The organism is Protofrankia sp. BMG5.30, from assembly GCF_001983005.1.
GTDB classification, from domain to species: Bacteria; Actinomycetota; Actinomycetes; order Frankiales; family Frankiaceae; genus Protofrankia; species Protofrankia coriariae.
On sequence record NZ_MOME01000014.1, the window covers coordinates 36,519 to 57,150 of the forward strand.

A 20,632-nucleotide genomic window follows, 5' to 3' on the forward strand; every position below is an offset into this window, starting at 1 on the left:
ATCCGTATGGCCGACGACCGTACGACCGACATCCGCGCCACCAGCGACCGTACGACCGACATCCGCGCCACCAGCGACCGTACGACCGACATCCGCGCCACCAACGACCGTACGGCCGACATCCATGCGACCGGCGTCTATTCGGCCGACATCCATGTCACCGGCGACCGGATGGCCTGCGACCGTATGGCCCATCCTGACGCCGCTCATGCCTCCGTCAGAGGCCAGACAAACCACGTCTCCACCCGCCGTGCCTCCGCCAGAAGTCGGGCAAGCCACGTCTCCGCCCGGTGCTGGGCGGGTCACGCCTTCGCCCATCATGTCTCCGCCTGGAGTCGGGCGAGCACGGGCGTCAACTCGTCCGGGAGCACACCGCCGGTGAAACGGGCGGCAAGCCGGCCCTCGCGGTCGAGCACGAAGGTCGATGGCAGACCAGGCGGGACCGGCCAGCGGGCCGCGAGCGTGCCGATCCGGTCGACGATGCTCGGATAGGCCACGTCATTGTCCCGGACGAACGCCTTCGCCGCGGAGAGGTTGTCCTTCTCGTTCACTCCGACAAAGGCCACCTCCGGGTTGTCCGCGGCCATCCTGACCAGGCCAGGCGTCTCCGCTCGGCACGGCGCGCACCATGACGCCCAGAAGTTCACAACGGTGATCTTTCCGCGGAAAGCCACCAGGCTCAGCTCGGGACCGGCCACGGTGGGACCGGTGAGGTCAGGAGCCGGCTTGCGGCTGCCGATCGGGACGAAATCGGAATTGGGTGCTTGTTGGACGAAACCGAAGCCACCACCGGCGGCCTGGTCCACACTGTCGCTTCCGCCTGAACACGCGGTCGTCATCAGCGCCAAAGCGCCCGCCGCCAGCACCGAGACGCACAGTGCGCGGACGATCCTCAGGGGATGGCGGTACGACGTCCGGCCAACCCGCATGCGCGACGCATCGGATGCAGCCCGCGCGTCCTGCCGTCCGTCCACACACACTCCTCCCGGTAACCCCGTGATCCGGGCCTCCCGGATCTCTGGCGACCCGGTGATCCAGAGCTGTCGATTCCGGACCTTCCGCTTCCGGGTCTCTCCGGGCCTCCCGGTTGGGCGTCCGGACTCCAAGCACGAAAGGATCATGATCGCGCTACCGCCACCTCTTTGCCCGGCTGGCTACCGTCCGGACCAGAGTGAGTCGGTAGGTGCCCTGACCCACCAGCCTACGACCAACTGTAGAACTCAACCCCGAGGATCAGCTTCAGYCACGGGCGCGTTCCGGACAGTCGGCACCCCACATAACCCGACAAACCAGCTATTCGCCATCGAATGAACATCAAATAATCTCTGTTGACGATCTCCGAAGCGGGGCTGTGACCCGTGGAACCGCTTGAATATCACTGTCCGTTACACCGCTCCTCGAGCTGGCCCCTGAACCTGCGGGCATGCCCGCCATCGACTTTCAGAAGGGCGGTGGGCCGAGGTCCGAAGGGCCGCTCCGCCCGGTCTCGTCCGTGGTCGGCTCGTGTGATCCGACCCGGCTCCAACCCCCGGCACAAAGATCGGAGCCAGGCGCGGAGACAGTAGCGGCCGTCCGTCGGGGTGCATGGCGGAGGCCCTCTTCTTCCCCGGCCCCGGGCTGCTCTCCAACCTCGGGCCGGATCGGTTCGTCCCAGGGTTCGGGGATGCTGGGATAGGTCCGCCCGGTCGGACTGGTCCAGATCGCCGTGTCACCGTCGGTGCGGTGCACCGTCCAGCCGCCGTCATGTTTTGCCCTGTGATGCCGCCGGCACAGAGCGAGCAGGTTGTCCTCGCTGGTAGGTCCGCCGACGGCGTGCGGGTGGATGTGGTCGAGGTCGCAGAACTGGGCGGGTTTGCGGCAGCCGGGGAACCGGCAGCTCCGTTCCCGGGTGCGTAGCAGCCGGGCCAGCCTGGGGGCGGGGAAGCGGCGGCTGACCTCGACCGGCCGGTTGCCCGCGGCGGGGTCGGTGAGGATGCGCCGCCAGGTCGCCTCCGCGGCCAGTTCGCGAGCGGTGGCAGCGGGAATCGCCCCGTACCCCGCCAGTTCCCCAGGAACATCACTCACCCCGGCGAGGGTAGCGGCCGACACCAGCACCCCGACCTCCACGGACACCTCGGCGCCCCGGTCCCGGCCGAGCAGCAGGTCGACCAGCGCGTCGGCGCGGCGGGCGTCCATGCTGCGGGTCTCGTCCGGGCTGTCAGTGGCCTGACGAGCGAGGGCATCCAACCGCTGGTAGACGGCCTGGGCGTCAACGGCGGACAGCAGCGCCCCCAGCTCGGCCATCCCGTCCTCGGCCGGGCGGATCCAGACCTGCCGATCCTTCCGGGCGTGAGCATGCCGCCGCCGCGCCCCGTCCGGATCCACCGCCAAGACGGTGCGGCGCAGCGCCTGGCGGAACAGGCTGGGGCTGGCCCGCCCACCCCGAGCCAGTACTTTCCGTTCGACCGCACCGGCCTGCTCCGGGGTGAGCGCGGCGGTGCTCTCCGCGGCCGCACGGACCCGACGCAGATCGATGTCACCGGTCTCCAACGCGGCCAGAGTGGCCGGCAGCCGGTCAACGACGGTGACCGCCAACTCCAGGCCGGCCGCGGCGGCGGCCGGGGACAGGGCCAGTCCGGCAGCAATCTCCTCGGCGGCGAACCCCGGCCCGGCCGGGTTCCTCTCCCCAGGAGGGGTCGGCCGCAGCCCGGCGAATCGGGCCTGGGCACGCAGCATCACCGCTTCCAGCCCGGCGATCCGCCGCCGCAGCACAGCCATCAGGGTCAGACAGCCATCCGCATCACAGGACTCCACCGCTGGTAGAGCGCCTGCAATGTCACTGCCCTCCACCGTGGGCAGGCAGCCATCCGTATCACCGCGCTCCGCTGTCGGCGGACAGCCGTCCGCATCACAGCCCTCCACAGCAGGCGGAGCGGCACACGCACGGCAGGCCGTGCCGGATGCACAGCCCTTCGCCGGGGGCCCTTCACAGGCGGGGAACGACGAGGAAGTACAGAGACGACGGACTGCGGCGGGCGCGGCGGCGCCGGTGGGGGCGGGCCGGACGGTATCCCGGCGGCCGGCGGGCTCGACGATGCCGAGTGCCGCCGGGGCGGCCGTTGGAGAGATACCTCCGACTCCCACAGAATCGAACATGTGTACGATCTTACCAGTAGATTCGGACATTTCCACCATCCAGGACAGGCAGTTCCCGCAGCCCGACGCACCCAGCGCGGGGACGACGGCCGTCGCCCTCGGCACGCCACCCCGATGGCGTGCCGGACAAGGCGGTGAACGTAGCCGGACGCGACTGATCATCCTGTTTCGGGCGTGTCGGGTGGCCGTGGCATGCTGGGTAAGCGACCGACGGGGGCGGTACGGAGAGCAACCCGGACTTCTTCGTGTCGTACACCGATGTGGACCGGTCGTGGGCGGAGTGGATCGCCTGGACGTTGGAGGCCGCCGGCTACCGGGCGGTGATCCAGGCGTGGGATTTCACGGCCGGGACGGGGTTCGTCGAGGCGATGCACCAGGCGACGCAGACGGCGCCGCGGACGGTGGCGGTGCTCTCGGCGGCCTATCTGGCCTCGGCGTACGCGACCGCGGCGTGGCAGGTCGCCTGGCAGGCGGATCCGCTCGGCCGGGACCGCGGACGCTGCTGGTCTTCCGAGTAGAGGACTGTGACCGCCCCGGGCTGCTCGGTCAGCTCGTGACGGTGGACCTGTTCGGGGCGGACGAGGCCACCGCCGCCGACCGGGTGCTGGCGGCGGCCCGTGCCGAACGCGCCAAGCCCACGGTGAAGCCCGGTTTCCCGGGTGTCGGGTCCGCCGTGGCGGGCTCGGGGCTGCCAGCGGTTGTCCCGTTCCCGCCGGAGTTGCCGGAGTTGCCGAACCGGTGGCAGGTGCCGGGCCGGCTGGCCCGGTTCGTCGGCCGGGAGGCGCTGCTGGCGGACCTGCACCGGGAGTTGACGGCGGCCGAGCCCTCGGCCGTCGGGCCGTCGGTGGTCGGGCGGTCGGAGGTCGGGCGGTCGGAGGTCGGGCGGTCGGAGACCGGGCTGGTGGCGGTGACCGCTGTGGCGGGAATGGGTGGGGTGGGGATGTGGGGTGGGGAAGGCCGCGCTGGTGGTGGAGTACCTGTACCGGTATGCGCAGGCGTTCGACCGGATGGGCTGGGTGCCGGCGGAGAACCCCGACCCGCTCGGCAGCCATCTTGCCGACCTGGCCCCGGCCGTCGGCCTGCCCCGGGACGCCGACCCGGCGGCGGTGGTGGCCGGTTGGCTGGCCCGGCCGCGGTCGCTGCTGGTGTTCGACAACGCCGACGACCCGACGATCCTCGAACAAAAGCTGCGGTTCGTACCGGGGCCGGGCCGGCTGCTGGTGACCTCCCGCCGCACCGGCTGGCGCCGCCTCGGTGCGGTGCTGGACATCCCGACCCCGCCGCGGGCGGAGGCGGTGGCGATGCTCACCGGCCGCTTCCCCGACCTGGACCCGGCGATCGCGGACCGGATCTGCGACCTGCTGGGGGATCTGCCGCTGGCGGTGGAGCAGGCCGCCGGCTACCTCGACCAGACCGGCATCCCCCCGGCCGACTACGCCGACCTGCTGGCCGACCGACTGGAGGACATGCTCACTCATGGGTCGGTGCCGGATCCGGTGGAGCGGGCGGAACGCACGGTCGCGACCCTGTGGAAACTGTCGATCGACAAGCTGCGGGAGACCCAGCCGGCGGCGGTGGGCCTGCCGGAGTTGTGGGTGTTCTGCGCCCCGGAGGCGATCCCGCTGGAGTTGCTCACCACCGCCCCGGACGCTCTCGGCCCCGGGCTGTTACGGGACGCGGCGGCTGACYGGCTGGTGTGGGCGGAGACGGTCGGGGCGCTGGGCGGCTACCACCTGGCTCGCCGCGACACCGACACGGTCGGTGTGCACCGGCTGGTCCAAGCCGCGACCCGCGCCGCCCTGCCCGCCGCGGACCGGACGGAGCGGGTCACGGCGCTGGTCGGGCTGTGCACCGCCGTCCTGCCCGGGACATCCAGAACAACCCGGCGGTGTGGCCGTGGTGGCGGCGGGCCCTGCCGCACGTGCTCGCCGTCCTCGACCGGACCGGCAGCCTCGACCCACCTCCCGATGGACTGCCCGGGTTGTACACCCGCACCGCCGTCTACCTCGTCGAGCACGGCCAGCCCGGGCAGGCCATCGCCTTGCTCCACCGCGCCCTGCCCCTCGCCGAGCACCTCCTCGGCCCCGATCATCCCGACACCCTGGCCTCCCGGCACAACCTCGCCGGCGCCTACGGGTCGGCGGGCCGGGTGGAGGAGGCAGTCCGCCTGCACGAGGAGACGCTGGCCGACGCCTTGCGGGTCCTCGACGCCGACCACCCTCTTGTAGCCAAGATTAAGGAAAATCTGACTATCGCCAGAAACCCTACGAAAAGCGATACAAACACCACATAATGTTGCAAATTCATCCGAAAGCTGTGCGGGGGCTCTGACCATACGCGTTCTCGGGCAAGGGCAACCACGTCGTATGCGGCGGCGTGCTCGGCGAGGCGAATGTTCCGGACGATCATCCGGGCACGCCCATGGCTGCGATTATGGATGCCGACGACGGGGCAGCGTTCCGTACCATGCCCGGGACGTCGCGTGGCAGCGTCCACGCGTGTATGGGTTTCGCCGCCCGACGGCGCGCTGACGCCGTCGGCGCCTCCCGGACCCGTCGCGAATCGGCATCCGGATCCCGGATCGGCCCCACCTATTCGGGAGAAAAACCCGCATCCGTTAGAAACCCGGGCGTGAGGGAAGCCGGTCAGGTCGTCCTCGGCCCAGTTGGGTGTCGCCTTCGGTCAACCGGGATGCTTCTATGGATGTCAGGCGCCGACGGAGCCGGGCTGGTTTGTGGTGGGGCCGTTGGGCTCGGCGTAGTCGATGCGGAGGAGACGGTCCGCGGAGTAGACGGCTGAGGTGACGCTGGCGAGCGCGCACTGGCGGCGGTCCGGGCGGTGCCAGAGCTTCTGGCCCTCCAGCGCGCGCCGGGCCGTCCACACCGGCAGCTGGTGGCTGACGAGCACCACCTCGCGGCCGGGGAAGGCGTCTCGCCACTCGGCCACGGCGGCGAGCATGCGTCCGGCGATCTCGGTGTAGGGCTCGCCCCAGGACGGCCGGAACGGGTTGATCAGCACCCGCCACATCCGCGGGTAGCGGAGCAGGGCCGGGCCGGCTTCGAAGGGCTTGCCCTCGAAGACGTTGCGGCTTTCGATCAGGCGGGGGTCGACCTCCACGCCGATGCCGAGGGCCTGCGCGATGGGGGCGGCGGTCTGCCGGGCCCGTTCGAGCGGGCTTGCCACGACCGCGGCGATGTCGCGCCCGGCCAGGAACTCCGCGGTGACCTTCGCCTGCCGCTGCCCCGCCTCGGACAGGACGAACCCGGGCAGCCGCCCGTAGAGGACCTTCTCCGGGTTGAACACCTCACCGTGACGTACCAGGTGGACGGTGGTTGGCACGTCCGTCGAGGATGACCGCGACACGGGCGGCCGCGACGAGGGATGTCCCGGGGATGACGGTTCCGGCGCTGGGGACGGGTGCCCGTCGACGGGGTCGGACGCGCCGCGCCGTGCGGATGTCATGGACGCTTCCCTCCAGCGCTCGTGGCCGGGACCGGTTCGGGCACGCCGGCGGCTGCCCGGGCCGCCGTCGGCGCGGCGGCCGCGATCCGTTCGACGACCTCGTCATCATGCGCCGCCGAGACGAACCACGCCTCGTAGGCGGATGGTGGCAGATACACCCCGGCGTCCAGCATGGCGTGGAAAAACGCGGCGTACCGGGCACTGGACTGCGTCCGCGCTCCAGCGTAGTCGACCACCGACGGCGCGTCGGTGAAGAAGAAGCTGAACAGCGAACCGGCACTGCTGGGCAGGTGCAGCACGCCCTGCTCGGTCAGCGCCGTCGAGATGATGCTGGCGACGTCGCCGGCGCGGGCGTCCACCGTGGCRTACACCTCGGACGTGCAGGCACGCAGGGTGGCCAGGCCGGCGGCGACCGCGAGCGGGTTGCCCGAGAGTGTCCCGGCCTGGTAGACGGGGCCGGCGGGCGCGAGGTGGGACATCACCTCGGCGCGCCCGCCGAAGGCCGCCGCCGGCAGCCCGCCGCCCATCACCTTGCCGAAGGTGAACAGGTCCGGGGCCCATCCCTCGACGGCGCCCTCCACCCCCCACCAGCCGGCCGGGCCGATCCGGAAACCGGTCATGACCTCGTCCAGGACGAGCAGGGCGCCGTGGACGTCGCACAGCCGCCGCAGCCCGGCGTTGAAACCCGGCAGCGGGGGGACGACGCCCATGTTCGCCGCGGCGGCCTCGGTGATGACGGCGGCGATCTGCCCGGGATGTTCGGCGAAGGCCTCGTCCACGGCGGTCAGGTCGTTGTAGGGCAGGACGATCGTGTCCGCCGCGGTCGCCGCGGTCACCCCCGGTGTGTCCGGCAGGCCGAGGGTGGCCACCCCCGAGCCGGCGGCGGCGAGCAGCGCGTCGACGTGCCCGTGGTAGCAGCCGGCGAACTTTATGATTTTCGACCGTCCGGTGACGCCGCGGGCGAGTCGCAGCGCGCTCATGGTGGCCTCGGTCCCGGAGTTGACCAGCCGGACCTGCTCGATCGGCCCCACCCGGGAGACGATCTCTTCTGCCAGCTCGACCTCGCCCGGGCTCGGCGTACCGTAGCTCGTGCCCCGCGACACGGCTGCCCGCAGCGCCTCGACCACCGCCGGGTGGGCATGCCCCAGGATCATCGGGCCCCAGGAGCAGACCAGGTCGACGTATCGGCGGCCGTCCGCGTCGGTGAGGTAGGCGCCGTCCCCGGACACCATGAACCGTGGTGTGCCGCCGACCGCCCGGAACGCCCGGACCGGTGAGTTCACCCCACCGGGGATGATCCGCTGAGCTCGACGGAACAACTCCTCGGAGGCAGCGGCCTCGGACACGACTGACATGCCACCGATCCTCGCAGGTCGGCGCCGCCCCTTGCTGCCCCTGGCCCCATCCCGGTTCCGCCATCGGGGACACCCGTGGCCGGTCGCCGGGAATTCGGGCCGGCACGGGACGGGATGCCGGCCGGCTCCGGGGCCGCCGGTGGGTGGGGGATGACCCAGCCGCCCACCGGCGGCGGTCCGTGACGCGGCACGCCCACCGGCCGCGCACCGTGCGCCAGCAGGCCCGCGTGTCCGCGCTGGCAAGTGACCAGGAGGGCAGGATGCCGGTTCCACACCGGCGAGTGGTCAGCGGGCCGGTGCGGACGCGCCGGTGGATGTCCAGCAGGCCGCCTGCGCGGGCGCGCCGCCGAGGGTCAGCGGCCAAATGGTCAGCGGCCAAATGGTCAGCGGCCAAATGGTCAGGGGCCGGGCGGTCAGAGGCCGGCGCGGGTGCGCCGCCGAGCCCACCCGCGCCGGAGGTGTCACGACGCACCTCCGAGCATGACGCAGCAGGTCGCGCGGCGCTCGTCGAGCGTCCGGCCCGGGGCATTCGCGGTGGTCGGACCACCGACGTCTCCATCCGCCGGACCCGCCGCCGAATCCGACGCCGGACCCGTCACCGAATCCGACGCGGGCCGACCGGAATATCCGGGATATTCGCGCGGCGCCGGGCAGGAATTCCGCCATATCCTGGTTCCGTCACCTCCTGATTCCGTCATGTCCCGTGAACATCTCGTGAATCAGGACGCCGCTGTCAGCCCCGCCGGCCGCCCGGCCGGATTGACAGGCCGGCTTTTGCGACCGGACACTCGCAGTCGAGTAATCGGGAGCGGAGAACAGCACGGACGGAGAACGGTACGGACATGGCCCGTCGACGGATGGCAAACATGCTGGCTCTCGCCGTACTCGGACTTCTCAACGAACGGCCCATGCACCCGTACGAGATGTCGACGACCATGCGCGAGCGGCACAAGGAAGACAGCATCAAACTGACGTACGGTTCGCTCTACACGGTCGTGGACGCGCTGGCCCACAACGGTTACATTACCGCCCGCGAAACCGTCCGTGACGGTCGACGGCCGGAACGGACCGTCTACGAGATCACGCCAGCCGGCCGGACCGAACTCTACGACTGGATGTCCGAGCTGGTCAGTACGCCGACAAAGGAGTATCTCCGCTTCGAGGCGGCGCTTTCCATGCTGGCGGTGCTCACTCCGGAGGACACCATAAGGCTGCTCACCGAACGTCGCAACCGACTCCTGCTCCAGATCGAGCACAGCCACGCGGGCGAGGCGCTGGCCGTCCGCAAGGGGCTCCCCYGGCTGTTCACCCTGGAAACCGAGTATTTCAGCGCCCTGGCCGAGGCCGAGCTGCGTTACGTGAACGAGCTCATCTCGGAGATCACCAACAGGACGTTGGACGGCATCCACATCTGGGACGCGATCCACACCCGCGGCGAGACCGATCCCGACCGGATACGAGAGGCTGTGATCAAAGCCCTGGAAGGCCAACGACGACGCGACCGCGCTCCCTGCGCACCCGGCATTCCCGCCGGGACCGGGACTTCCACCGAAACGGGAGCGCCTGCCGAAGCAGGGGCACCTGCCGAAACAAGGGCGCCTGCCGGGAGCCGGACTCATCCTGTGTCCGGAATTCCCACCGAACCCGTGCCGCTCGCCGAATCCGGGATTCCCCTCGGATCGGCAGAGCCCGTCCAGGAGCTCCGACAGCAGGCCTGGGAGCCGGTCCGGAAAATCTGGGAAATCCGGGAACCGGTCCGGCAGGATCAACGGAATTCCCCGGACAGTGGTACGACGCCCTGCTCGGACCAGACCGCCGGAAGAAAAGAAGAGTAATGCAGACAAGGGGGGATCTGATGACCTCGCACCCGGTTCCGGGACCTGCCGGGCAGCCGCCCGGCACCACCACGCAACTGCCCAGAACATCCGGAGCGGCCGAGCTGACGACGGCCACGACAACAGCCGCAACAGCGGAGACGACCACGCTGACGACGCAGCCGGGCGGCACCCGCGGAACGGCCACGGACGCGGCCGTCCCCCGGAACACCGTGCACACCACCGGCCCGGGCAAGCATTTCGCGATTCAGGCAGAAGAGCTGGCGAAAACCTACCGCGGGGGCGTGCGGGCACTGTCCGGCCTGAGTTTCGGCGTCGCACCCGCGACGGTGTTCGGCCTGCTGGGGCCGAACGGCGCCGGAAAATCCACGACAGTGAAGATTCTGACCACGCTGTCACGCCCGGACTCGGGAACGGCCAGCGTGGCCGGGATCGACGTCCTCGCGCATCCCGAGCAGGTCCGGCACCGCATCGGTGTCGTCGCCCAGCGGTCCGGTATCGACCTGGAGGCCACCGGTCGCGAGAACATCGCGCTCGCCGCCCGCCTGCACGGCCTGCCTCGCGCCGTGCTGATCGACCGGGTCACCGAATTGCTCGACCAGTTCGAGCTGACGGCGGCCGCGGACCGGCCGGCGCGCACCTACTCCGGTGGCATGCTGCGCAAGCTCGACGTGGCGGTCGGCCTGGTCCACCGGCCCAGTGTGCTCTTCCTCGACGAGCCCACCACCGGCCTGGACCCGCAGGCACGTGCCCAGATGTGGGACGAGATCGGTTCGCTCGCGGCGGGCGGCCTGACGATCCTGCTCACCACGCACTACCTCGAGGAGGCGGACCGGCTCGCCTCTCTCGTGGCGATCATCGACGGCGGGCGCATCCTCGTCCAGGGCAGCCCTGACGCGCTCAAGAGCGAGCTGAAAGGTGACGCCGTCCACCTTGAGCTYGCCGCCGTCCCGGCCCCCACGGTCGTGGACACGGTGACCGCGGCCCTCGGCCAGGTCCCGGGTGTCACCGAGACCACGGTGAACGGCCGGGAGGTGCACGCCCGGGTCACCCACGGCGCTTCGTCGCTGCCTGCCGTTTTCGCGGCTCTCGACCGGGTGGGGGTCGCGGTGGTCGCGGCGACGATCGCCCGGCCGTCCCTGGATGACGTCTACCTGCGTCACGTGGGCCGCCGRTTCACCGCCGACACGGGGTCCGGAGCGGATACCGGCCCCGTCCCGGGCACCGTCCAGGACAGCGGGGCCCATGGCGACAAGACCCAGGATGACAGGGCCCAGGGCGGGGCTGCTCAGCCCAACGCTGTTCCGGACAAGGGGGTGGCCTGATGGCAGGCCTCACTGACACCGGCACGACCACCGACACCACCGCCGACGCCGACACGACCAGCGGCGCCGGGACGACCAGCGGCGCCGGGGCGATCACCGATACCGGGACGGCCGGCGGCACGGACGCCGGGACGGCTGATAACACGGACAGCGGGCCCGGCGGTGAGGCTGGCCTCCCTGCCCGCGCCAGTATCACCGACAGCGGTAGCACTGGCACTGCTGTCACAACCGATGCCAGGACGGACACGGACGGCGATACTGATGCTGCCGGTACCGCTGCTGCTGGTACCGCCGACCCTGGCTCCAAAGCCGGCGCTCGGGTCAGYCCTGGCAGCGGGACCGGTAATGGGAACGGCGTCCCGACCGGTCCTGGCACCGCGATCGCCACCCCGACCGGTGCCACCAGGAACGGCATCCCGACCAGCCCCGAGGCCACGATCGGTGCCCCGGCCGGCGCAACCGCACGGGCCCGTGTTCCGGCCGTCCCGGTTGACGTCACGGGAATCCCGGCGCCACGGCCGTTGCCGGCTGCCGAGCGGAGCGGGTTCACCGCCTCGGCCGCCAGCCAGCTGCGCTGGCTGACCGTTCGCCACCTGCGCGCGATGCTGCGCCAGCCCGCCTACCTGGCGATCACGATCGTGCAGGCGGTGGTGTGGCTGCCCCTGTTCGGCTCGTTGTTCCGCCGGGTCGTGGATGTTCCCGGCTTTGGCGGGGGCTCCTATGTCGACTTTCTCACGCCCGGTGTGGTGGTGATGAGCGCGCTGTTCGCGGCGGGCTGGTCCGGGATGAACGTCATCATCGAGATCGACCGTGGCGTGACGGACCGGATGCTGACGTCCCCGGTCCGGCGCGGCGCCCTGATCGGCAGCAGGATCGTCTTCCAGGTGCTGATGACCATCATCCAGTCGGCGATCATCATGTTGCTCGGCTGGGCCATCGGAGCCCGCTACCACAACGGGCTGGTGGGCCCGGTCGTCCTGCTCGTCGGTGCCGCGCTGATCGCGGTCATCGTGGCGTCCCTGTCCTACGGGCTCGCTCTGATCGTGCGCAGGGAGGAGGTGCTGATCGCGGCGGTGAACTTCTGCGTTCTGCCGCTGACGTTCCTGTCATCCGCGATCATGGCAAAAGAGCTCATGCCGGACTGGATGCGGATTGTCGCCTGGTTCAACCCGGTGGACTGGGCGGTGACCGCCGTCCGCGAGGCCGGGTCGGTCGATCCGAACTGGCTGTCGGTCAGCCTCTACCTGTTCGGCCTCACCGCGCTGGCGGCGCTGGCGGGAAAGTTCGCGACCCGCGCCTTCGGCATCTACCACCGCTCCCTGTAGCCATTCCCGGTAGACCGTGAAATCCTCGTAGAACCATGAAACCGAGGGACCGGACGGTCGCCACGACAGCAGCCGTTTTTCGTACTCGGCCTCCTGATCGAAACAGGACGGGTGGTCACCCGGACGGGTGGTCACCCGGACGGCGTTCCGGCGTCACTTCCTGCCGAGGACGGCTGTCTTCCCGCGCGCGGGTTTCAGGAGCGGGTTTCAGGAGCCGGATCTCGGTAAAGCATCATCCGGTATACGGCGAGCGCATTCGCCGCATACCGCAAATGTGCCGCATACCGCGAATGTATGGTCAGGCGCCCGGCCGCTCAGGCCTCCTGGAGGGCGGCGCCCAGGTTGCGTAGGCCCTGCCGGTGGCTGCGGTAGGCGATCGTGTGCCCGACGGCCACGACGGCCGCGACCGGCCACTCGATGATCCCGAGCAGGCCGAGCGCCGCCAGGCCCGCGAAGTAGCCGAGCTGCTCGGACGGCAGCAGCTCGTAACGCCGACCGTCGAGGTCAATGGTGATGACACCACGCCGGATGGCGCGTTCGGCCACTTCCTGGAAATTTCCCGCTTTCTCGACCGATATCGGCGTCAGAACCATGTCCGCCTCCCTGCTCTGCTGCTCCGTCCAACCAGTCCTTTCCGCGCCGCTCCCTACTGGCTCCATACTGCCCGGAAAGACACCGGACAGACGGCCCGGCAGCGATGAACAGGCGGCGGGATGGTCAAACGGGGTGAATGTCGACCTTCGTACCGTGTGCTTCGGACAGCGCACGAAGGTCTGACGCGTCGCTGGTCAGGATCGAACGGTCCGTCGAGGCCGCGTTCAGCACGACCGTGGCGTCGACAATGTCGCTGGTCCCCGCCCGGGCCAGCAGTTTGCCGACGGCCCGCGCTGTTTCCTCGGCCAGCGGCTCGATGTCACAGCCCTTCAGCAGACGGGACAGGTTTGGTTGCGGCCCGCCCCGCCAGACCTGCGCCAATACGGGTGCCGGAACAACTGGTCGGACGTCATGCTCCAGCGCCTCGGCGTGCATGGCCCACACTTTGTGGTCCGCCTGCTCGGCGGCGATGAGCGCCCCCGCGTCATAGAGCAGGCCMTTCATTCGATCACTCCGAGGTCACGCAGGACGCGGCGGGCATTCTCGCGCGCTTCCTCGGGGATGGGGCCGTGTTCGGCCTCGTACTCGCGGACGRCCGCGAGGCCCTCCTGGATGCCGATGTGGTGGTCGATCAGGCGGGAGATCCAGGCCGACAGGCTGATGCCCTCGGTCGCGGCCGCCGCCCGCGCGGCGGTGAGGACACGTTCGTCCAGGGAGACGGACACCTTTGCGACGGCCATGCCGTCACCATAGTCGATCTGTTCGTACCATCGGTACGAACACGCGACCGGGATCTCTCCGACCGGCCGCTCCATGAGCAGAGTCACCGCACACCTTCCCGTACACTTCGACAGATCTTGCTGTAAAGCAAGAGTACCGCCCAAGGCGGGCAGATCAGCACGTACCGCACACCAAAGACCACATACCGAGACCACAGAATCGTCAGGACGCCGGCCAGTGGGTTCGGGTTTCATGATTGTTGTGACCTGGATGCTGTCCCAGCAGCACCAGAATCACAACGATCACAGTGGTAATCACGATGTTGCCAAGAGCCGACGGTTGGCAGAGAGGCCGGTGGGGGTATGCGGCCAGCGCGGCGGGAACGGCGGCCTGCGCGGTGAGGCAGCGCGGCAGAAGCAGCCTGCGACAGCGGAGGCAACGCGGGGCAGGCGGGGCAGGCGGGGCAGGCGGGGCAGGCGGGGCAGGCGGGGCAGGCGGGGCAGGCGGGGCAGGCGGGGCAGGCGGGGCAGGCGGGGCAGGCGGGGCAGGCGGGGCAGGCGGGGCAGGCGGGGCAGGCGGGGCAGCGAGGCAGCGAGGCAGCGAGGCAGCGAGGATAAACGCGGGCGGTGTGAGTCAGCGCAGGCGGTGGGCCGCTTCCGTTGCCCAGTAGGTCAGGATGATGTCCGCGCCCGCCCGGCGGACGGCGATGAGCGTCTCGGTGATGGCGCGCTCGCGGTCGATCCAGCCGCTGGCCGCCGCCGCCTCCACCATCGCGTACTCGCCCGAGACCTGGTAGGCGGCGACCGGCACGTCCACGGCGTCGGCGACCGCCCGCAGCACGTCGAGGTAGGCCAGCGCCGGCTTCACCATCACGGCGTCGGCGCCCTCGGCGAGGTCGAGGGCGACCTCACGCAGGGCCTCGCCGACGGAACGGGCCGGATCCTGCTGGTAGCCGGCGCGGTCGCCGAAGCGTGGCGCGCACTCGGCCGCGTCCCGGAACGGGCCGTAGAACGCCGACGCGTACTTCGCCGAGTAGGCAAGGACCGGGAGGTGGGAGAAGCCGCCGCCGTCGAGCGCCGCCCGGATCGCGCCGACCTGCCCGTCCATCATCCCGCTCGGGGCCACCACGTGGGCGCCGGCGCGGGCCTGCGCCAGGGCGATCGACGCGTAGCGGGCCAGGGTGGCGTCGTTGTCGACCTCGCCGTCCTCGGTCAGCAGGCCGCAGTGGCCGTGGTCGGTGTACTCGTCCAGGCAGAGATCCGTCATGATCACCATGTCGTCGCCGATCTCGGTGACCAGGTCGGCCAGGGCGAGCTGCACGATGCCGGACGGGTCGTCCGCGGCCGAGCCGCGCCCGTCCTTGCGCGCGGGCACGCCGAAGAGAATCAGGCCGCCGACGCCGGCGCGGGCCGCCTCCACCGCGGCCTTGCGCAACGACTCCCGGGTGTGCTGGACGACCCCGGGCATCGAGGCGATCGGCGCGGGGGCGTCGATGCCCTCCTTGACGAACAACGGCAACACAAGATCCGCGGGATGCAGCCGGACGTCGGCCACCAGCCGGCGCAACGGTGCCCCGCGGCGCAGTCGACGGGGCCGGGCCAGCGGGAATCCCACGCCCCCACCGGGGGTGGCGCTCAGGGCTCCGGCCCCGGGTGACGGCGCAGGCGAGGCAGTTGGCCCCGTTGTACCCACACCGGCGGTGACGCCCGGCGGCACGCTCACCGCCGAGAACCGCGCCGGGGCTTGGGCAGCCGGGCCGCGAGCGGGCCGACCTTGCCCAGTTCCTCCCGGTGCTCGGCGGCGAAGTCGGCCAGCGCCTGCACCAGCGACGGGATCGACGCCTCGGTCGCCTGGACGTCGACCCGCAGGCCCAGCTCGGCCGCGGTGGCCGCGGTCTGCGGGCCGATCACCGCGATCACCGTGGTCTCGTGCGGCTTGCCTGCGATCCCGACCAGGTTGCGCACGGTCGAGGAGGAGGTGAACACCACCGCGTCCACCCGGCCGCCCTTGAGCGCCTCCCGGATCGGGGCCGGCGGCGGCGCGGCCCGTACCGTGCGGTACGCGGTGACGTCGTCGACGTTCCAGCCGCGGTCCTTCAGGCCGGCCACCAGGGTCTCGGTGGCGATGTCGGCCCGGGGCAGCAGAACCCGGTCGAGCGGGTCGAACACGTCGTCGTAGTCGGGCCAGTCGGCGAGCAGGCCCTCGCTGGACTGCTGGCCGGAGGGGACGAGGTCGGGGCGGATGCCGAAGGCGCGCAGGGCGTCCGCGGTCGCCTCGCCGATCGCGGCCACCTTGACGCCGGCGAACGCCCGCGCGTCCAGGCTGCGCTCCTCGACCTTCTCCTGGACGGCCCGGACCGCGTTGACCGAGGTGAAGGCCACCCACTGGTAGCGCCCGGACACCAGACCGGTGATGGCGCGTTCCATGGGAGCGGCCGTCCGCGGCGGCTCCACCGCGATCGTGGGCACCTCCAGCGGGCTCGCGCCATGCGAGCGCAGCAGATCCGACAGGATCGCCGCCTGCTCCTTCGTCCGGGGCACCAGCACCGTCCAGCCGAACAGCGCGCGCGACTCCCACCAGGACAGCTTGTTACGACCTGTGACCGCGACCCCGATGGAGATCACCACRGAGGAGGCGTTCCCGACGACGGGCGCGGCGTCGGCCTCGATCCGGTCCAGGGTGGAGGCGACCGTGCGCTGGTCGGTGGTGGTGCCGTCCACCGTCACCGACACGGGGGTGTCACCGGCCCGGCCGTGCTCGACCAGCGCCGCCGCGACCTTGCCGACCTCGTTGGAGACCGCCGTCACCACGAGGGTGCCCGGTGCCTGGGCGAGCGCCGCCCAGTCGAGGTCCGAGCCGGAGCCGGCGGCGTCCAGGCTCCCGCCCCCGGCGAGGCCGCCGAGTCCCAGCGAGGAGCCCAGCGGCGAGGCCGCAAGCCCCGCGCCGAGCCCGGACCCGCCCAGTCCGGACCCACCCAGCCCGGACCCGCCGAGCCCTGGGCCGCCCAGCCCGGGACCACCGAGACCGGAGCCGGAGCTGCCGAGGCTGGACAGGCCGCGTCCGCCGAGGCGGCCCGCCCCGAAGGACGGGGAGCCCAGCCCCGTGGTGGGTGTGTCCGCCGCGGGGGCCACGGTGGGCCGCACCCCGCTGGCGGAGAAGACCCCCTGGGTGCTCGCGAAGGTGACCGGCAGGCCGGTGGCGATCCCGGAATAGGTGGCGACCGCCGTACCGGTCGGAATCCCCGGCACGACCCGGAAAGGAATCTTCGCCTTGGCCAGTGCCTGCGCGTCGGCGGTGCCGATTCCGGTCAGCCACGGATCCGAGGAGTACAGCCGTACGACCCGCTCACCGGCACGGGCCCGGGCGACGACGGCGGTGGTCGCCGCGGTCGCGTCCAGGATTGGTTTTGCCACGTCGGTATCGCCGATCCGTAGCACCTCGCCGGGCAGCCTGGCGACAATCTCCGGGGCGACGTCAGGATCGACGATTATCGAATCGGCCCCGGCCAGCGTCTCGGCGGCGAGAACTGTCAGCAAACCGGGGTCGCGCGGGCCTGCTCCAACGAGGGCGACCGGGGTCAGAGGCTTCTTTGTGCGGCGGGTGGCCATGATCAGCGATTTCCCATCAGCGTCTGTGCTCCGGCGGACAACATCTTGTCCGCGAGGCGCTCTCCCAGCGCCTCCGGGTAAGTCGGCGGACCCGGTGATCCCGTGCCGGAGAACATGTTCCCTCTCCGGCAACGCGACCACGGCCCGTGGTCGAATGGCACCGGCGCCCGATGCTTCAGTGGACGCCATCGCGACCTCGGCGAAGGCGCCGACCAGCGCACCACAACCGGCCTCAAGGGCCGTCGGGTAGGCACGCTCGGCAACAACAGCAGTCCGCGATGGTGGACCGTCCAGTACAAACCGTAGCAGCCGGTCGAGAGTTGCCCGTCGTCGGTACAGGCCGCGCGCTCGAACACGGGCTTCGACGCGTCCTGTTCACCTACGTGTTCGACTGCCAGCGCCTCCCTCCTGTCACCTCGCCGGACCTCTGCCCGGACCGCTGTCCGGACATCGCCACCGGTTGAACGGTCCCGCCCGTGACATCCCGCCCCGCGGGACGAGACAACTCCGGTGCCTGTCGACGGGCTCTGCCGGATCCACGGCCCCGGGCAGCTCGTACATCGCTTCGCGATGCGCCACCGAACCCTGCTCACTGATCCAGTGCTCACTGACCCAGTGCTCACTGATCCAGTGCTCACTGATCCAGTGCTCACTGATCCAGTGCTCACTGATCCAGTGCGCCTATCGGCGCAGCCCTTATCCGAGTATCGACGTTACCTCGTATCGGCGGGATATTCAGTCCCGGACCGGGTTTGTGCCGTTGCGTCATCCACCCGGCCGCTGAGCCATCCACCGGRCCATCCACCGGGCCACCCGCCGCGTCACCCACTGGATCATCCGCCGCGCGACTCCCGCCAAGCCTCGTATTGCGGTCGTGGACGACGCGCCCGCGCCGGCCACGACCGCCCGCTACGGCGCCTCCGGCAGATCGGGTACCGAGACCACCGCGGGAGCTTCCCGGGGCAGATCGAACAGTTCCCGCAACGCCTCGGCATAGGAATCACCACCGGGGGCGGCAGCAAGCTGCTGGACCCGCACCGTCGGCGCGTGCAGGATCTTGTCCGCCACCCGGCGCACCGCGCCCTCGACCACGGCCCAGTCGCGCGCGTCGAGATTGGGCAGCCGGGTGTGCAGCCGCAGGAGCTCCTCCCGGACGACGGCGGCGGCCTGTGCCCGCAGCGCCACCACGGTCGGGGCGACCCGGTGCGCGCGGCGGCGGTCGAGATAGGCGCTGACCTCGGAGGCCACCAGGGTCCGCACCGACTCGACGTCGCTGACCGCCTGCTGGCCCTCAAGGACCGTCCGCAGCGTCTCGAGATCGATGAGGGTGACGCCGGGCAACTCGCGGACGGCCACGTCGACGTCCCGCGGGAGCGCGAGGTCGAGCAGCACCAGCGGCTGGCCGTCGCGGCGGGCCAGCGCGTCGGCCACCACACCCTGGGTCAGGATCAGCCCGGACGCGCCGGTCGAGGAGATCACCAGGTCGGCCCGGCTCAGCTCGTCCGCCAGGTGCGTGAGCGGAATCACCTCGGCGCCGTAGGTGTCGGCGATTCGGTGGGCCCGCGCCGCGGTACGGTTCGCGACGACGAGATCGGTCGCGCCGGCCCGCCGTACGACCGCCGCGGCCAGCGCCCCCACCGCTCCCGCGCCCACGAGCAGGACGCGCCGGCCGGCCAGTGCGCCGTCGGCGGGCGCGTTCCCGGCTGATGTGCTTCCGGGTAAGGGGTCGGGCGCGTCGGCGGGCAGCGGCCCCCACTCGCCCGCGGCCAGCCGTACCCCGACGGAGACGATCGACGCCCCGGCGGTGCCGATCGCGGTTTCGCTGTGCGCCCGCTTGCCGACCCGCAGTGCCGTCTGGAACAGGCTCTCAAGGGTGGCGCCGACGCTCGCCTCGGCCTGGGCCACGCGTAAGGCCGACCGGACCTGCCCGAGGATCTGCGTCTCCCCCACCAGCATCGAGTCGAGCCCGCAGACGACCGAGAACAGGTGGCCGACGGCCCGTGCCTCGTGGTGGACGTACAGATGCGGGGCAAGATCCGCCAGCTGGGTGCCGGTGATCCGGGTGAGCTGGTCGGAGACGTCGGCGACGCCGCCGTGGAAGGTCTCCACCTCGGCGTAGATCTCGGTGCGGTTACATGTCGAGAGCACCACGCTCTCCGCGACGGATCCGGCCTGCGACAGGTCGTGGAGGACCTTCGGGACGTCGTCGTCCGGCACCGCGGCCTTCTCCAGGGTGGACGTGGGCGCGCTGCGGTGGTTGAGACCGACGACCAGCAGGCTCATGACGCCTCACCCCCGGTCTTGGCCCCGGTCACGGCTCCGGTCGCGGCCCCGCTCGTCCCCCCGGTCGTGCCCACCAGTGGGCCGGTGCCCCGCGTCCCCAGCGTCGGCGGCCCGGTGGGCGCACGGGTCACCATGGCCAGCCGGGGGTCGTCGGACTCACCGGAGCGGCCCCCGGCCCGGCGTCCGGGTGAACGCGTGGGTGCGGCCACACCGCCCGTGGCCGGCGCCGAACGCTTGCGAGCCTCGTGGAACGACAGGATCTGCAGTTCCACGGCGAGATCAACCTTGCGCACGTCCACTCCCACCGGCACCGACAACGCGATCGGCGCGAAATTGAGGATGCTCGTGATTCCCGCGGAGACAAGGCGGTCACACACTGCCTGCGCGGCCGCGGCCGGCGTGCAGATGACACCTATCGTCACCTGGTTGCGCTCGACAAGTGCTTCCATCTCGTCGAGCGGGCTGACCGCGACGCCGCCGACGGACTCGCCGATCCGGTCGGGATCGACGTCGAGCAGGGCGACCACGCGGAATCCCCGGGACCGGAAACCGGCGTATCCCGCGAGTGCGTGGCCGAGGTTGCCGACCCCGACCAGCACGACCGTGCGGTCCTCGGTCAGCCCGAGTTCGGCGGCGATGCGGCCGAGCAGGAAGTCGACGTCGTAGCCGACGCCGCGTGTCCCGTACGAACCCAGGTAGGACAGGTCCTTGCGAACCTTCGCCGAGGTCATGCCGGCCGCCTTCGCCAGCGTCTCGGACGAGACCGTGCGGACCGCCCGGTCGGCCAGTGAGGTGAGGACCCGCAGGTACAGCGGAAGGCGGGCGACCGTCGCCTCGGGCACGGACGAGCGTCCACGGGCAGCGCCGGCCGCCCGCCGAAGCTCAGTCATGTACGGCTCCCGCCCCACTCGAGACGCCCGGCCGCCGACGACGCCGGGCGCGCGGCCCCACAGTGCTCCGCGACCGGCTCCGCGGTGGGCGCCACGGTCG

17 protein-coding genes are annotated in these 20,632 nt (G+C 71.1%); 5 read left to right on the plus strand and 12 right to left on the minus strand.

The window, feature by feature from the left end:
- Positions 1-317: 317 nt before the first annotated feature.
- Positions 318-974: a TlpA disulfide reductase family protein gene (locus tag BL254_RS09205; protein ID WP_083730940.1), complete on the minus strand. Its 657-nt coding sequence runs from the start codon at positions 972-974 to the stop codon at positions 318-320.
- Between the two features lie 466 nt (positions 975-1,440).
- Positions 1,441-2,757 (minus strand): HNH endonuclease signature motif containing protein, encoded by a 1,317-nt coding sequence (locus BL254_RS09210; RefSeq protein WP_076843074.1) that lies wholly within the window; start codon positions 2,755-2,757, stop codon positions 1,441-1,443.
- A 623-nt stretch (positions 2,758-3,380) separates the two neighbouring features.
- Here BL254_RS09210 and BL254_RS09215 point away from each other — a divergent pair.
- Positions 3,381-3,653: a toll/interleukin-1 receptor domain-containing protein gene (locus BL254_RS09215; protein WP_052914872.1), complete on the plus strand. Its 273-nt coding sequence runs from the start codon at positions 3,381-3,383 to the stop codon at positions 3,651-3,653.
- Between the two features lie 956 nt (positions 3,654-4,609).
- On the opposite strand, the gene BL254_RS29330 is transcribed toward BL254_RS09215, so the two are convergent.
- Positions 4,610-4,771, minus strand: coding sequence for a hypothetical protein (locus BL254_RS29330; protein ID WP_371390318.1), 162 nt, complete (start codon positions 4,769-4,771; stop codon positions 4,610-4,612).
- A gap of 285 nt (positions 4,772-5,056) precedes the next feature.
- Between BL254_RS29330 and BL254_RS29335 the strand changes: the two genes are divergently transcribed.
- Positions 5,057-5,428 (plus strand): tetratricopeptide repeat protein, encoded by a 372-nt coding sequence (locus tag BL254_RS29335; RefSeq protein WP_371390326.1) that lies wholly within the window; start codon positions 5,057-5,059, stop codon positions 5,426-5,428.
- Between the two features lie 413 nt (positions 5,429-5,841).
- On the opposite strand, the gene BL254_RS09225 is transcribed toward BL254_RS29335, so the two are convergent.
- A complete protein-coding gene (locus tag BL254_RS09225; protein ID WP_235433761.1) occupies positions 5,842-6,597 on the minus strand; it encodes a histidine phosphatase family protein in 756 nt (251 codons plus the stop codon).
- Positions 6,594-7,952, minus strand: coding sequence for a glutamate-1-semialdehyde 2,1-aminomutase (hemL, locus tag BL254_RS09230; RefSeq protein WP_076843076.1), 1,359 nt, complete (start codon positions 7,950-7,952; stop codon positions 6,594-6,596). Before hemL ends, BL254_RS09225 begins: the two co-directional genes overlap by 4 nt.
- A gap of 866 nt (positions 7,953-8,818) precedes the next feature.
- Here hemL and BL254_RS09235 point away from each other — a divergent pair.
- From BL254_RS09235 to BL254_RS28270, 3 genes are read left to right on the plus strand one after another with little or no spacing between them, the layout of a single operon-like run.
- On the plus strand, positions 8,819-9,787 hold the full coding sequence (locus BL254_RS09235) for a PadR family transcriptional regulator (protein ID WP_254857939.1): 969 nt from the start codon (positions 8,819-8,821) through the stop codon (positions 9,785-9,787).
- 20 nt (positions 9,788-9,807) lie between these two features.
- The gene (locus BL254_RS09240) at positions 9,808-11,112 is read left to right on the plus strand and encodes an ATP-binding cassette domain-containing protein (RefSeq protein WP_052914871.1); all 1,305 of its coding nucleotides are present in this window, start codon (positions 9,808-9,810) and stop codon (positions 11,110-11,112) included.
- Positions 11,112-12,437 (plus strand): ABC transporter permease, encoded by a 1,326-nt coding sequence (locus BL254_RS28270; RefSeq protein WP_235433759.1) that lies wholly within the window; start codon positions 11,112-11,114, stop codon positions 12,435-12,437. Before BL254_RS09240 ends, BL254_RS28270 begins: the two co-directional genes overlap by 1 nt.
- 314 nt (positions 12,438-12,751) lie before the next feature.
- Here the strand turns inward: BL254_RS28270 and BL254_RS09250 are convergent, their stop codons facing one another.
- From BL254_RS09250 to BL254_RS09290, 7 genes are all read right to left on the minus strand, one after another.
- Entirely contained in the window at positions 12,752-13,030 is a 279-nt protein-coding gene (locus tag BL254_RS09250) for a hypothetical protein (protein WP_052914870.1), read from the minus strand.
- Positions 13,031-13,154: 124 nt separating this feature from the next.
- Entirely contained in the window at positions 13,155-13,535 is a 381-nt protein-coding gene (locus tag BL254_RS09255) for a twitching motility protein PilT (protein WP_076843078.1), read from the minus strand.
- Complete coding sequence (locus tag BL254_RS09260) at positions 13,532-13,858, minus strand: hypothetical protein (RefSeq protein ID WP_076843079.1); 327 nt, start codon at positions 13,856-13,858, stop codon at positions 13,532-13,534. The genes BL254_RS09255 and BL254_RS09260 overlap by 4 nt, the downstream gene beginning before the upstream one ends.
- A gap of 526 nt (positions 13,859-14,384) precedes the next feature.
- Entirely contained in the window at positions 14,385-15,365 is a 981-nt protein-coding gene (gene hemB / locus BL254_RS09270) for a porphobilinogen synthase (RefSeq protein WP_235433758.1), read from the minus strand.
- A 104-nt stretch (positions 15,366-15,469) separates the two neighbouring features.
- The gene (locus tag BL254_RS09275; RefSeq protein ID WP_047224614.1) at positions 15,470-17,359 is read right to left on the minus strand and encodes a uroporphyrinogen-III synthase; all 1,890 of its coding nucleotides are present in this window, start codon (positions 17,357-17,359) and stop codon (positions 15,470-15,472) included.
- Positions 17,360-18,268: 909 nt separating this feature from the next.
- A complete protein-coding gene (locus BL254_RS09285) occupies positions 18,269-19,642 on the minus strand; it encodes a glutamyl-tRNA reductase (protein WP_047224612.1) in 1,374 nt (457 codons plus the stop codon).
- A complete protein-coding gene (locus BL254_RS09290; protein WP_047224623.1) occupies positions 19,639-20,532 on the minus strand; it encodes a redox-sensing transcriptional repressor Rex in 894 nt (297 codons plus the stop codon). The genes BL254_RS09285 and BL254_RS09290 overlap by 4 nt, the downstream gene beginning before the upstream one ends.
- Positions 20,533-20,632 lie beyond the last annotated feature (100 nt).